This window comes from Haemophilus parainfluenzae (genome assembly GCF_003252795.1).
GTDB lineage: Bacteria > Pseudomonadota > Gammaproteobacteria > Enterobacterales > Pasteurellaceae > Haemophilus_D > Haemophilus_D parainfluenzae_K.
On record NZ_QEPQ01000002.1, the window covers coordinates 167,482 to 181,465 of the forward strand.

Genomic DNA, 13,984 nt, shown 5'->3' on the forward strand with positions numbered 1-13,984 from the left:
GCGAAGCCCTTAATAATCAAACGATTAATTGGCATAGGGGCTAAATTTAGCCCCTATATTTTTATCTAAAAGTGCGGTCAAAATAAATCGTACTTTCGACAGAGGATTTTTAAAATGGCTGAAATCACAGCATCATTAGTAAAAGAACTTCGTGAACGTACCGGTGCCGGTATGATGGAATGTAAAAAAGCATTAGTTGAAGCAAACGGTGATATCGAGTTAGCAATCGACAACATGCGTAAATCTGGTCAAGCTAAAGCAGCTAAAAAAGCAGGCCGTGTTGCAGCTGAAGGTGTTATCCTTGCTCGTGTAGAAAATGGTTTCGGTGTATTAGTTGAAATGAACTGTGAAACTGACTTCGTAGCAAAAGATGCTGGCTTCTTAGGTTTAGCAAACGAAGTAGCTGATTTCGCAGCAGCGCACAAAGGTACCACTATCGAAGCGTTACAAGCACAATTTGAAGAAAAACGTGCTGCATTAGTGGCTAAAATCGGTGAGAACATGAACATCCGTCGTGTTGCTTACTTAGAGGGTCAAGTTATTGCTCAATACTTACACGGTGCTAAAATCGGTGTGTTAGTTGCGGGTCAAGGTTCAGCTGATGAACTTAAAAAAGTGGCAATGCACGTAGCGGCATCTAAACCAGAATTCGTGAACCCAGAAGATGTACCTGCAGAAGTAGTTGAACACGAGCGTCAAATCCAAATTGATATCGCAGTTAACTCTGGCAAACCAAAAGAAATCGCAGAAAAAATGGTTGAAGGCCGTATGAAGAAATTCACTGGTGAAGTTTCATTAACAGGTCAACCATTCGTCATGGATCCTTCTGTATCTGTAGGTGACTTCTTAAAATCAGTAAACACTTCAGTGTCTAGCTTCATCCGTTTAGAAGTAGGTGAAGGTATCGAGAAAAAAGAAGAAGATTTCGCAGCTGAAGTTGCAAAAATCACTGGCGGTAACGCTTAATTTTCTCCATTGAGATATAAAAAAAGCCGATATTGAATATCGGCTTTTTTGTTGTCTGAAATTTGAGATTTTCTATTTCTTTGGACGAATATCGATGGCAGGGTCTGCATCTTGACGATATTTTTCTTCAATCAGTTTTTTCAGTCCATAATCATCTTTGTCAGCTTGCTCAGAGAATAAATCTTCTTCTAATGTGAGCTTCGGATTTTTGATCCCTATCCAATTAGCAATACCTTCTAAGAAATTCAGACCAGATTTAAAGGCTTTGTATTCTTTACGTGCTGTATCATCAGATGAAATTTTAAAGAGCGGAATATTATGATGTAATTGGCTATGACAGTTTTGGTTAAACAAGGTGACGCCATGTTTATCATCTTCCTGATGACATAAACCATGATCTGAAAAATAAATCATCGAGAAAGTGCGGTGTGTTTTTTGCTCGTTTTCTTTGAGCGTTTCATACACTTTCTTAATAAAATCATCGGTTTTCTTAATGGATGTAATATAGCAATTTAAGTATTCGTTCTTTTTCTCAATATCATTGTCATTGAAAATTTTCGGGTAATCTTCAACGCGATCGCAAGCAAGCGGATGTGAGCCATAAATGTGTAATACAATAAAGCGTTTACCTTGCGTTGGATCTTCTAAAACTTGGGCAAATTTAGGGATTAAATCAAAATCGCTGTAGTTTGTAGAATTAAAGCTCCCGCCTTTTTTCAAGAAAATGGTTTCATCAGATTTTGAGGCAAGCGAGGCGACAGGCGTGTCATATTCACCTAAGAAACCTTGATTAGACAGCCAGTAGGTTTTCAGACCTGCAGACTTAATGAGATCCACTAAGCTTAAATCATAGTTTGGTTCCCATTTTTCTTTATCAGGTAACGTTAACATTAAGCGCAATGAGGCGACAGTGTTGGTTCCGGCGGATGTCATGCCATCAATCAGTGTACCATTTGCAGATGACATAAATGGTGTGTCATTGACGGGGTATCCATACGCATGCAAGTAATCTTTTCTCGCACTTTCACCCAAAATAATCACATAATCTTGGTATTTAGAATTTTCTAATGTGGATTGTCCCCAGCTGCTTTCCTGTGACATTTTTTTCAATTTTTGCCATTCATTAACAATTTGTACACTCGAATCTATCGTTTCTTTTAATGGCGCAGCAATCGGTAAGTTGTAACCAATCAACAGAGTAGCGAGGGCAATGAATGTTTTATTACGATAAAATTTCACCCCAAATTTGACCGCACTTTTGTAATGTAAAAAGACTAAAACTGGAATAGCCAATGCGGCTAAATAGCTGCTCACAGGGATTTGCATGAGAAACTCTTTGGTCTCTAACATATCTGTCGCGAGAACCGATGCAATATATTGGTAGCTTGGCGCACCAAAATTTAAGCCTGTCGGCGTATAAATCGCGTGTAAGCAAACTAAGGGTAATAAAATAAAATAGAAAGATTTTCGGCTACTACTTAATAAAATAATGAAAATAGCCGCGAGTAAAATCAGACTAATAGATGGCTCAGGAAACATCCCTGAACCTCGTAAAATTAAATAACCCGCAGCAATGGCGCAAGCCAAAGAAAAAAGTGCGGTTAAAATTTGTGAGGTTTTTGAAATCTTCATAAAGTTTACCTATAAAATCAAAACGGCGATATTTTATCGCACTTTTCTGACCAATTTCCATTTTTAACTTTTTCGCTCTTTTGCTAGAATAAGCCAAATTTTGTAACCGACAAAGGAAAAGACAAATGAGCCAACCAATTTACAAACGTATTTTATTGAAATTAAGTGGTGAAGCATTACAAGGAGACGAGGGCTTCGGTATCGATCCTTCAATCCTTGATCGTATGGCGTTAGAGATTAAAGAATTAATTGAAATGGGCGTGGAAGTTGGTGTTGTGCTCGGCGGTGGTAACTTATTCCGTGGCGCAAAATTAGCTAAAGCCGGTATGAATCGCGTGGTGGGCGACCATATGGGGATGCTTGCAACCGTGATGAATGGCTTGGCAATGCGTGATGCGCTTCACCGTGCAGATGTGAATGCAAAATTAATGTCTGCATTCCAATTAAATGGTATTTGCGATACCTATAACTGGTCTGAAGCCATCAAAATGTTGCGTGAAAAACGTGTAGTCATTTTCTCAGCCGGTACAGGTAGCCCGTTCTTTACTACAGATTCTGCTGCATGCTTACGTGGTATTGAAATTGAAGCGGATATCGTGTTAAAAGCGACCAAAGTTGATGGCGTGTATGATTGCGACCCTGCAAAAAATCCTAATGCTAAGCTATACCATAAATTATCTTATGCAGAAGTGATTGATAAAGAATTACAAGTAATGGATTTAGCAGCGTTCACACTTGCGCGTGACCATGGTATGCCAATTCGTGTATTTAATATGTGTAAACCAGGTGCGTTACGTAAAGTGGTACTTGGTACAGAAGAAGGCACAACGATTAGTTAATTTTTTAAAGAATAAAATGGCGAGAGACTATCTCGCTTTTTTTATGAATAAATTTATTCAAAACTCCCTAAAAATCCAGTAAAATCACTGCGTTTTATCTTTATTTATTAAAAAGGACAGATGAATGATTAATGAAATCAAACAAGATGCTGAAGCTCGCATGGAAAAAAGCCTCGAAGCGTTGCGTGGGCATATTGCAAAAATCCGTACAGGCCGTGCACAACCAAGCTTATTAGATGCGATCCAAGTGGAATACTATGGTGCAGCGACACCACTTCGTCAATTAGCTAACGTTGTTGCAGAAGATGCACGTACTTTAGCGGTAACAGTATTTGACCGTTCTTTAATCAGTGCAGTAGAAAAAGCAATTTTAACGTCTGATTTAGGTTTAAACCCATCTTCAGCAGGTACAACAATTCGCGTGCCTCTTCCTCCATTAACTGAAGAACGCCGTCGTGATTTAATCAAAATCGTAAAAAGCGAGGGTGAACAAGGTAAAGTTGCGATTCGTAACGTACGTCGTGATGCAAATGATAAAATCAAAGCATTATTAAAAGACAAAGAAATCAGCGAAAACGATCAACATAAAGCGGAAGAAATCATTCAAAGAGTGACTGATAGCTATATCAAAAAAGTGGATGAGATCTTAGCAGATAAAGAAAAAGAATTAATGGATTTCTAATTGTCGAACCATGTTTTGGGGCAGACCAAGTGTCTGCCCTTGTTCTATTCTGATAAAAAAATAAAAGCACAAAGTGCGGTCGAAATTTTATGCAAAAACAAAATCTTGTTATTTTAGGATCAACCGGTTCTATTGGTCATAGCACCCTTTCTGTTATCGAACATAATCCTGACAAATACCATGCCTTTGCGTTAGTAGGGGGCAAAAATGTTGAGACAATGTTTGAACAATGCGTGAAATTTCAACCGCACTTTGCTGCATTAGATGATGAAAATGCAGCAAAGGTATTGCGAGAAAAATTAGCCTCACACCATATTAAAACGGAAGTCTTAGCTGGGCAGAAAGCTATTTGTGAGTTGGCAGCACATCCAGATGCCGATCAAGTTATGGCAGCCATTGTTGGGGCCGCTGGATTACTACCGACTCTTTCGGCAGTAAAAGCAAGTAAAAAAGTCTTGCTTGCGAATAAAGAATCGTTGGTGACTTGTGGTCAGATCTTTATTGATGCTGTGAAGCAGTCAAAAGCAAAATTATTGCCTGTTGATAGTGAGCATAACGCGATTTTTCAATCCTTACCACCTGAAGCACAAGAAAAGGTTGGATTTTGTCCTTTGAAAGAATTGGGTGTCAGTAAAATTGTCTTAACTGGCTCTGGTGGGCCTTTCCGTTATACGCCATTAAGCGAGTTTGAGCATATTACGCCAGAACAAGCCGTTGCTCATCCAAACTGGTCAATGGGCAAAAAAATCTCTGTGGATTCTGCCACAATGATGAATAAAGGTTTAGAGTACATTGAGGCACGTTGGCTTTTTAATGCATCGGCTGATGAAATGGAAGTGATTATTCATCCTCAATCTATTATTCATTCAATGGTGCGTTATGTAGATGGTTCGGTCATCGCTCAAATGGGGAACCCGGATATGCGTACGCCTATTGCGGAAACCATGGCTTATCCAAATCGTACAGTCAGTGGTGTGGAACCATTAGACTTCTTTAAAATCAAAGAATTGACATTTATCGAACCTGATTTTAATCGTTATCCAAATTTAAAATTAGCGATCGATGCGTTTTCAGAAGGGCAGTATGCGACAACCGCAATGAATGCAGCAAACGAAATTGCAGTACAAGCCTTTTTAGATGGATATATTAAATTTACGGATATTGCGAAAATTAACCAAGCATCGGTTGAACAAATGCCATCTTCTATTATTTCAAGCATTGATGATGTATTGGCCGTAGATAAGCAAGCCCGAGAATTAGCCGATTCGCTGATTAAAAAGTTGATGTAGAATACGCAAAAGTGCGGTCATAAAATCCGAATATTTTAGAATGAAAGAACTTGATAACAATAACATTCCCAAACATGTTGCTATTATTATGGATGGCAATGGACGTTGGGCGAAACAACAAAATAAGCTGCGTATTTTTGGACATACAAACGGTGTGGCAGCCGTGCGTCGTGCGGTGAGTTATGCACGACAAACTGGCATTAAATTTTTGACATTATATGCGTTTAGCAGTGAAAACTGGAATCGTCCCGAGCAAGAAGTAAGCGCTTTAATGACGCTCTTTATGCAAGCGCTTGATCGAGAAGTCAAAAAATTACATAAAAATAATATTCGTTTAAAGATTATCGGTGATGTTTCTCGTTTTAGTGAAAAATTGCAAGAGAAGATCGCAAAAGCAGAAAATTTAACGGAAAATAATACCGCACTGACTTTAAATATTGCGGCTAATTACGGTGGTTGTTGGGATATTGTTCAAGCGACTCAACAATTAGCTGAAAAAGTAAAAAATAATGAGATTTCGGTGAGTGATATTAATGAATCACTTTTTCAGCAACATTTAGTGACACAAGATGAACCGCCTGTCGATTTACTAATTCGCACAAGCGGTGAGCAACGCATTAGTAATTTCTTGCTCTGGCAAATTGCATATGCGGAATTGTGTTTTTTAGATGTGCTTTGGCCGGATTTTAGTGAAAAAGATTTTAATCAGGCAATTGCCTGCTATCAACAACGTCATCGCCGTTTTGGCGGGACAGAATAAGCGGAGAACCTATGCTTAAAGAACGTGTATTATCAGCCATTGTGCTGATTGCTTTGGTATTATGTGCCTTGTTCTTATTTACCCCATTTTATTTTGCCCTAACCCTAGGCTTTGTGGCGACCCTTGGTATTTGGGAGTGGGCTCAATTTGCTCGTTTTAAAAATCCTTTAGCACGCCTTTGCATCGCGGCATTTTTAGGCGCATTTATCTTCCTTTGGCTTTATAACGAAGGTAATTATTTAGATGCTGGCCGAGTGTTTGAAAACTACTTACCGTTGTTATTGCTAAACTCTGTCGGTTGGTGGGCACTTGCATTAGTATTAGTGGTGACTTATCCAAGCTCAGCGAAGTTTTGGGGGAAAAATATTCCTTTACAACTCCTGTTTGCTTTTTCTACGTTGATTCCTTTTGTGGCAGCAGTCTTACGTTTACGCTTAGATAATTATACAGCAGATCCACATCATGGTTTATTCTTATTGCTTTATGTGTTTGTATTGGTATGGGCCGCTGATTCTGGTGCATATTTTGCCGGACGAGCCTTTGGTAAGCACAAACTTGCACCGAAAGTATCACCTGGGAAAACATGGCAAGGCGTATTTGGAGGCATGATTACCGCGGCGGTATTGGCATTTGTATTTATCCATTTCTCAGGTGAAACCTTATTAGGTAGCCGTGCAATGAGTGGTTTTGTTGTGCTTTCTGTAGCAACAGTGGCTATTTCTGTATTAGGTGACTTAGCAGAAAGTATGTTTAAACGTGAATCAGGCATTAAAGACAGTAGTCAATTAATTCCAGGTCATGGCGGTATTTTAGATCGTATTGATAGCTTAACGGCAGCAGTACCATTCTTCACATACTTCTATTTCTTTGTGTTATAGGATAGAACATGTCGTTTTTGTGGTCGCTTGGCTCATTTATTGTTGCAATTGCTGTGCTAGTTGCCGTACACGAATACGGCCACTTTTGGGCAGCAAGAAAGTGCGGTATTAAAGTTCATCGTTTTTCGATTGGCTTTGGTAAAGTGATTTGGCGACGCACAGATAAATTGGGCACTGAATTTGCTATTTCGGCCATCCCACTTGGCGGTTATGTCAAAATGCTTGATGGGCGAAATGAAGAAGTTCCAGCAGAATTAAAATTGCAGGCATTTGAAAGTAAATCTGTCGCTCAACGTGCTTTTGTCATTGCTGCAGGCCCGCTTGCTAATTTTATTTTTGCGATTTTAGCATATTGGGTGATTTATTCTGTAGGGATTCCGAGTGTTAAACCGGTTATTGAAAACGTCACGTCAAATTCACCGGCTGCGATAGCTCAAATTGAACCGAATACCCAGATTTTGGCAATTGATGGGAAGAATACCTCCGATTGGGAAACCATTAATTTATTGCTCACTGATAAGTTAGGTTCTGATTCTGTTGAACTCACATTAACACCTTTTGGTGAAGACCAACCTTATCAACGAACCATTAATCTGCAAAATTGGACATTTGAACCAGATAAAGAAACAGCATTTGAAACATTAGGGATCAATCCCGTTTCAAGTAAAGTGGAGATGACATTATCAAAAGTGGTGGAAAACTCACCAGCTGAAAAAGCAGGCTTATTGATTGGGGATAAAATTTTAGCAGAAAATTCGACCGCACTTGATTGGAAAGCTTTTGTTGCATTGGTACAACAAGGTCAACCTTTTACAATCAAGGTCGAACGTAATCACGAGATTTTTGACAAAACCTTGCAACCAGAGAAGAATCGAGATGGTAAATGGTTTGTTGGGTTAAGTCCGACGTTCTTAAAAGTTGGCGAACAGTATCGAACTGAATTAAAATATGGTATTCTTGATGCTCTACAAAAAGGTGTGGAAAAGACAGGCCAAATTTCTTGGTTTATTGTGAAGGCAATCGGGAAATTGTTTAGTGGTGAGCTTTCATTTTCCAGTTTAGCTGGGCCAATTTCAATTGCTCAAGGTGCAGGTGCATCTTCTAACGCTGGCGTGATTTATTTCTTAAGTTTTCTCGCGTTAATTAGTGTTAATTTAGGCATAATGAATTTATTTCCGTTGCCAGTTTTAGATGGTGGACATCTCGTATTTTTGGCGGCGGAAGCTATCAAAGGAAAACCTGTTTCAGAACGGGTACAAAATTTAAGTTATCGTATAGGGCTTACAATCTTGTTAATTCAAACAATTTTTGTGCTTTTTAATGATTTCTTACGTTTATAACTATTGTTTTTTATAGGATAAAGTCGATGAAAAAACTTCTAATCGCAAGTTTATTATTCGGTACTACAACGAGTGTATTTGCGGCACCATTTGTAGCAAAAGACATTCGTGTTGACGGTGCTCAAGGAGACTTAGAACAACAAATTCTAGCCAGTCTTCCTGTTCGTAGCGGTCAGCGTGTAACGGATAAAGATGTAGCCAATATTGTACGTTCATTATTCGTAAGTGGACAGTTTGATGATGTTAAAGCTTTCCAGGATGGCGATGCATTAGTTGTGAGCGTTATTGCGAAACCAATCATTTCTGAAGTGAATATTAAAGGTAATTCAGTTATTCCAACAGAAGCATTAAAACAAAACCTTGATGCAAATGGTTTCAAAAGTGGTGATGTCTTAAATCGTGCGAAATTAGAAGAGTTTGCGAAAACCTTAAGAGAACATTATAAGAGTGTAGGTCGTTATAATGCGAAAGTTGATCCGATCGTGACAACTTTACCAAATAACCGTGCAGAAATTACGCTTCAAATTGATGAAGATGATACAGCAAAACTTCGTTCAGTAACTTTTAATGGAAATGAAGCGATTTCTAGCAGTAAGTTACAAGAACAAATGGAGCTTCAACCAGATTCTTGGTGGAAACTTTGGGGTAATAAGTTTGATGGTTCCCAGTTTGACAAAGATATTCAAGCTATCCAAGACTACTACCAAAATAATGGTTATGCTAAAGCAAGAGTGACCAAAACAGATGTTCAGTTAAATGAAGAGCATACAAAGGCTGATGTCACTATTGATGTAAGTGAAGGTGAAAAATATAACTTAAGTTCTGCGCGTATTGTTGGTAACTTAGGTGGTATGGCTGATGAATTACAACCATTATTAGGTGAACTTCACTTAAACGATACATTCAGTCGTGCGGATGTGCAAAATGTTGAAAGCTTAATTAAAGATAAATTAGGTGAACGTGGTTACGGTAGTGCAACAGTGAATACCGTGCCAACTTTTGATGATGCGAATAAAACATTAGCATTAACCTTTGTTGTTGATGCGGGACGTCGTTTATCTGTACGTCAAGTTCGTTTTGAAGGTAATACGGTTTCTGCTGATAGTACATTACGTCAAGAAATGCGTCAGCAAGAAGGGACTTGGTATAATTCTCAATTAGTTGAATTAGGTAAGGTGCGTTTAGATAGAACGGGTTTCTTTGAGAGTGTAGAGAATCGTGTTGAACCAATTCAAGGTTCTAATGATGAAGTCGATGTTGTATATAAAGTAAGAGAACGTAATACCGGTAGTATTAACTTTGGTATCGGTTATGGTACAGAGAGTGGTATCAGCTATCAAGCAAGCGTGAAACAAGACAACTTCTTGGGAACAGGTGCAGCGGTAAGTTTAGCCGGTACACGTAATGACTATGGTACAAGTGTAAACTTGGGTTATACAGAACCATACTTTACTAAAGATGGGGTAAGTTTAGGTGGAAACGTATTCTATGAAACTTACGATAACTCGAAAAGTGATACTTCATCAACCTATAAACGTACAACTTACGGTGGTAATGTCACATTAGGATTCCCTGTTAATGAGAACAACTCATATTATGTGGGATTAGGTTATACTTATAATAAAATTAGTAACTTCGCGTATGAATACAATCGTGATTTATATATGAAGTCAATGAATTTAACTGGAAACTCAATCAAAACTAATGATTTTGATTTCTCATTTGGTTGGAACTACAACAGTCTAAACCGTGGCTATTTCCCAACTAAAGGGGTAAAAGCAAGTTTAGGTGGTCGTGTCACCATTCCAGGATCTGATAATAAATATTATAAATTAAGCGCTGAGCTTCAAGGTTTCTACCCATTAGATCGTGATCATCGTTGGGTATTATCTGGAAAAGCAACCGCTTCTTATGCAAATGGCTTAGGTGGCAAACGTGTACCGTTCTATCAACTTTATACGGCTGGTGGTATCGGTTCATTACGTGGCTTTGCTTACGGTGCGGTAGGCCCTAATGCGATTTATCAAGACAAATATGGCCAATGGTATCAAAGTACTGATGTCGTTGGTGGTAACGCGATGGCTACAGCAAGTGTCGAACTTATTGTTCCAACCCCATTTGTGGGAGATAAAAGCCAAAATAGCGTAAGAACCTCACTTTTCGTTGATGCAGCGAGCGTTTGGAATACAAAATGGAAATCAGATAAAGAAGGCTTAAAATCATCTCCGATTTATGCAACATTACCTGATTACAGTAAAGCCGGTCGAGTCCGAGCTTCAACTGGTGTTGCTTTCCAATGGCAATCACCAATTGGACCATTGGTATTCTCTTATGCGAAACCAATCAAAAAATATGAAAATGATGATGTAGAACAATTCCAATTCAGTATTGGTGGTTCTTTCTAATAAATTGAACTTTTACGTTCTATTTAAGTCAAAATCTTCGTTCTGTGTCAGTGAGTTAGCTGGCACAGGAATATTTACTAAACTAATTTAAGGAAATTCAAACATGAAAAACGTAGTAAAAGTTACCGCACTTTCTTTAGGTCTTGCACTTGCATCAGGTTTTGCTGCTGCAGATGAAAATATCGCATTCATCAACGCGGGTTACTTATTCCAAAACCACCCAGATCGTCAAGCTGTAGCAGATAAGTTAGATGCAGAATTCAAACCAATGGCGGACAAACTTGCTGCAAGTAAGAAAGAAATTGATGACAAAATCGTAGCATCTCGTAAAAAAGTAGAAGCAAAAGTTGCAGCTTTACAAAAAGATGCACCTCGTTTACGTCAAGCTGAAATTCAAAAACGCCAAGAAGAAATCACTAAATTTGGTTCAGATGAAGAAGCTGCATTAAATAAATTAATGCAAGAGCAAGATAAAAAAGTAGCAGAGTTCCAAGAGTTAAACGAAAAACGTCAAACTGAAGAGCGTGGTAAATTATTAGAAAGCATTCAAGTTGCAACGAATAACTTAGCAAAAGCAAAAGGTTATACTTATGTTTTAGATGCTAATTCTGTAGTATTTGCAGTAGATGGTAAAGACATTACTGAAGAAGTATTAAAATCTATTCCAGCAACTGAAAAAGCAGCTCCAGCAAAAACTGAAGAGAAAAAATAATAGGTTCTCATAATGCAAAAATCCTATTCTTTACAGGAATTAGCAGCAAAAGTCGGCGGTACCCTTCGTGGTAACGCCGACGTTGTCGTTAATAATATCGCCGCACTGTCAAAAGCAGAACCTAACCAGCTTACCTTCATTTCTAATGCAAAATTCCGTCCTTTATTAGCGGAATCTAAAGCAGGTATTCTTGTCGTGTCAGAAGCGGATGTGGAATTTTGCTCACCTGAAAGTAATTTACTTATCGTTAAAGATCCTTATGTTGCTTACGCAGTATTAGCTCAATATATGGATACCACTCCGAAAGCTGCTCAAAATATCCACCCAAGTGCGGTTATTTCTGAAAAAGCTTCAATTGGTGAAAATGTATCAATTGGTGCAAATGCCGTTATTGAAGAAGGTGTTGTATTAGGCGATAACGTGATTATTGGCGCGGGTTGTTTTGTCGGTAAATTCACAAAAATTGGCGCGGGTACACAGCTTTGGGCAAACGTAAGTGTTTATCATGAAGTAGAAATTGGGCAAAATTGCTTAATTCAATCAGGTGCAGTTATTGGTAGTGATGGCTTTGGCTATGCGAATGATCGTGGTCGCTGGGTGAAAATCCCACAAGTTGGGCAAGTGATTATTGGTAGTAATGTCGAAATCGGTGCTTGTACTTGTATTGACCGTGGTGCCTTAGACGCGACAGTCATTGAAGATAACGTCATTATTGATAATCTTTGCCAAATTGCCCATAACGTTCATATTGGCACAGGTACAGCGGTGGCTGGTGGTGTGATTATGGCGGGTAGCTTAAAAGTGGGTCGTTATTGCTTAATTGGCGGAGCAAGTGTGATTAATGGTCACATGGAAATCTGCGATAAAGTCACTGTGACAGGCATGGGCATGGTGATGCGCCCAATTACTGAGCCTGGCGTATACTCATCGGGCATTCCACTACAAACCAATAAAGAGTGGCGAAAAACAGCCGCACTTACCTTGGGAATTGATGGTATGAATAAACGATTGAAAGCCCTAGAGAAAAAACTTGGCTAAGATTTTAAAACGTACCTTAGGGTGCGTTTTATTTTTATACAGAAATATCGTATAATCTCAATGTTTTATTATTATTTATTTTAAAGGTATTAGACGTGTCAGAGAATCAAGTAAGTAAAGTGATTGAAGCAAAAGAAATTATGACCTTATTGCCACATCGTTATCCATTTTTATTAGTGGATCGCGTGTTGGATTACAAAGAAGGTGAGTGGTTAAAAGCAATTAAAAATATCAGTGTAAACGAACCTTGCTTTACAGGCCATTTCCCGAGTGAACCGATTTTACCAGGTGTGTTAATTCTTGAAGCTTTGGCACAAGCAATGGGATTACTTGCATTTAAAACGCATGAATTAAAAGGTGGCGAATTATTCTATTTCGCAGGTATTGATGAAGCGCGTTTCAAACGCCCTGTATTACCTGGAGATCAAATGGAATTGAACGTTCAAGTGATTAAAGAACGTCGTGGTATTACAGCATTCACGGGTATTGCAACCGTAAACGGTGAAGTAGCTTGTGAAGCCAAATTAATGTGTGCTCGTCGATAATTCAAGAAAATTAAGGGGTAAGTATGATCCACCCAAGTGCAAAAATTCACCCGACCGCGCTTGTTGCTGATGGCGCAGTTATTGGCGAAGATGTTGTTATCGGTCCTTTCTGTATTATTGAAGGGAGCGTTGAGATTAAAGCACGTACTGTTTTAAATTCTCACATTGTCGTGAAAGGCGATACCGTGATTGGTGAAGATAACCAGATTTATCAATTCGCCAGCATTGGTGAAGTAAACCAAGATTTAAAATATAAGGGCGAAGCAACAAAAACCATTATTGGTAATGGAAACTGTATTCGCGAGCATGTGACGATTCACCGCGGCACTATCCAAGGTGGTGGTGTAACACGTATTGGTAATAACAATTTACTCATGGTAAACGTACATGTTGCCCATGATTGCCAAATCAAGAATAACTGTATCTTAGCAAATAACGCAACACTTGCTGGTCATGTTGAATTAGACGATTTTGTGATTGTTGGTGGTATGTCTGCGATTCACCAATTTGTGATTGTAGGGGCACACGTTATGCTAGGTGGTGGTTCTATGGTTAGTCAAGATGTACCGCCTTATGTGATGGCTCAAGGTAACCATGCGCAACCTTTCGGTGTTAACCTTGAAGGATTAAAACGTCGTGGCTTTGATAAACCAACCATGCACGCGATTCGTAACGTCTATAAAATGATTTACCGCAGTGGTAAAACCCTTGAAGAAGTATTGCCTGAAATTGAACAAATTGCACAAACTGAATCTGCAATTAGTTTCTTTGTGGAGTTCTTCAAACGTTCTACTCGTGGCATTATTCGTTAATTGACGTTTCTTTTCTCATTAAGAGAAAATGATGAATAACAAAGAGACCGCACTATGATTTGTTCAAAGTGCGGTCGTTTTTTAGG

Annotated in this window: 13 protein-coding genes; 12 read left to right on the forward strand and 1 reads right to left on the reverse strand. The window is 38.7% G+C overall.

Annotated features, from left to right (window positions below; translation table 11 throughout):
* The first annotated feature begins 114 nt into the window (after window positions 1-114).
* Window positions 115-966, forward strand: a complete 852-nt coding sequence (gene tsf / locus DPV81_RS03275) for a translation elongation factor Ts (RefSeq protein WP_111386750.1) — start codon at window positions 115-117, stop codon at window positions 964-966.
* Between the two features lie 72 nt (window positions 967-1,038).
* Here tsf and DPV81_RS03280 read toward each other — a convergent pair whose 3' ends face one another.
* The gene (locus tag DPV81_RS03280; protein WP_111386752.1) at window positions 1,039-2,598 is read right to left on the reverse strand and encodes a phosphoethanolamine transferase; all 1,560 of its coding nucleotides are present in this window, start codon (window positions 2,596-2,598) and stop codon (window positions 1,039-1,041) included.
* A 125-nt stretch (window positions 2,599-2,723) separates the two neighbouring features.
* On the opposite strand from DPV81_RS03280, the gene pyrH reads away from it, so the two are divergent.
* The 11 genes from pyrH (at window position 2,724) to lpxA (ending at window position 13,898) form a co-directional block, all read left to right on the forward strand.
* Window positions 2,724-3,437: a UMP kinase gene (pyrH, locus tag DPV81_RS03285; protein ID WP_005698626.1), complete on the forward strand. Its 714-nt coding sequence runs from the start codon at window positions 2,724-2,726 to the stop codon at window positions 3,435-3,437.
* 124 nt (window positions 3,438-3,561) lie between these two features.
* Window positions 3,562-4,119, forward strand: a complete 558-nt coding sequence (gene frr, locus DPV81_RS03290; RefSeq protein ID WP_111386753.1) for a ribosome recycling factor — start codon at window positions 3,562-3,564, stop codon at window positions 4,117-4,119.
* 89 nt (window positions 4,120-4,208) lie between these two features.
* Window positions 4,209-5,408: a 1-deoxy-D-xylulose-5-phosphate reductoisomerase gene (gene ispC / locus DPV81_RS03295; RefSeq protein WP_111386755.1), complete on the forward strand. Its 1,200-nt coding sequence runs from the start codon at window positions 4,209-4,211 to the stop codon at window positions 5,406-5,408.
* A gap of 40 nt (window positions 5,409-5,448) precedes the next feature.
* Window positions 5,449-6,168 (forward strand): polyprenyl diphosphate synthase, encoded by a 720-nt coding sequence (gene uppS / locus DPV81_RS03300; protein ID WP_111386756.1) that lies wholly within the window; start codon window positions 5,449-5,451, stop codon window positions 6,166-6,168.
* An 11-nt stretch (window positions 6,169-6,179) separates the two neighbouring features.
* Window positions 6,180-7,046 (forward strand): phosphatidate cytidylyltransferase, encoded by an 867-nt coding sequence (locus tag DPV81_RS03305; RefSeq protein WP_049375726.1) that lies wholly within the window; start codon window positions 6,180-6,182, stop codon window positions 7,044-7,046.
* An 8-nt stretch (window positions 7,047-7,054) separates the two neighbouring features.
* Complete coding sequence (rseP, locus tag DPV81_RS03310; protein WP_111386758.1) at window positions 7,055-8,386, forward strand: sigma E protease regulator RseP; 1,332 nt, start codon at window positions 7,055-7,057, stop codon at window positions 8,384-8,386.
* Between the two features lie 26 nt (window positions 8,387-8,412).
* Window positions 8,413-10,791, forward strand: a complete 2,379-nt coding sequence (gene bamA / locus DPV81_RS03315; protein ID WP_111386759.1) for an outer membrane protein assembly factor BamA — start codon at window positions 8,413-8,415, stop codon at window positions 10,789-10,791.
* A 103-nt stretch (window positions 10,792-10,894) separates the two neighbouring features.
* Window positions 10,895-11,503, forward strand: coding sequence for an OmpH/Skp family outer membrane protein (locus DPV81_RS03320; RefSeq protein ID WP_049373177.1), 609 nt, complete (start codon window positions 10,895-10,897; stop codon window positions 11,501-11,503).
* A 12-nt stretch (window positions 11,504-11,515) separates the two neighbouring features.
* Window positions 11,516-12,541: a UDP-3-O-(3-hydroxymyristoyl)glucosamine N-acyltransferase gene (gene lpxD, locus DPV81_RS03325; protein ID WP_111386761.1), complete on the forward strand. Its 1,026-nt coding sequence runs from the start codon at window positions 11,516-11,518 to the stop codon at window positions 12,539-12,541.
* A gap of 95 nt (window positions 12,542-12,636) precedes the next feature.
* Window positions 12,637-13,086: a 3-hydroxyacyl-ACP dehydratase FabZ gene (gene fabZ, locus DPV81_RS03330; RefSeq protein WP_075875086.1), complete on the forward strand. Its 450-nt coding sequence runs from the start codon at window positions 12,637-12,639 to the stop codon at window positions 13,084-13,086.
* 23 nt (window positions 13,087-13,109) lie between these two features.
* Window positions 13,110-13,898 (forward strand): acyl-ACP--UDP-N-acetylglucosamine O-acyltransferase, encoded by a 789-nt coding sequence (lpxA, locus tag DPV81_RS03335; RefSeq protein ID WP_111386762.1) that lies wholly within the window; start codon window positions 13,110-13,112, stop codon window positions 13,896-13,898.
* Window positions 13,899-13,984 lie beyond the last annotated feature (86 nt).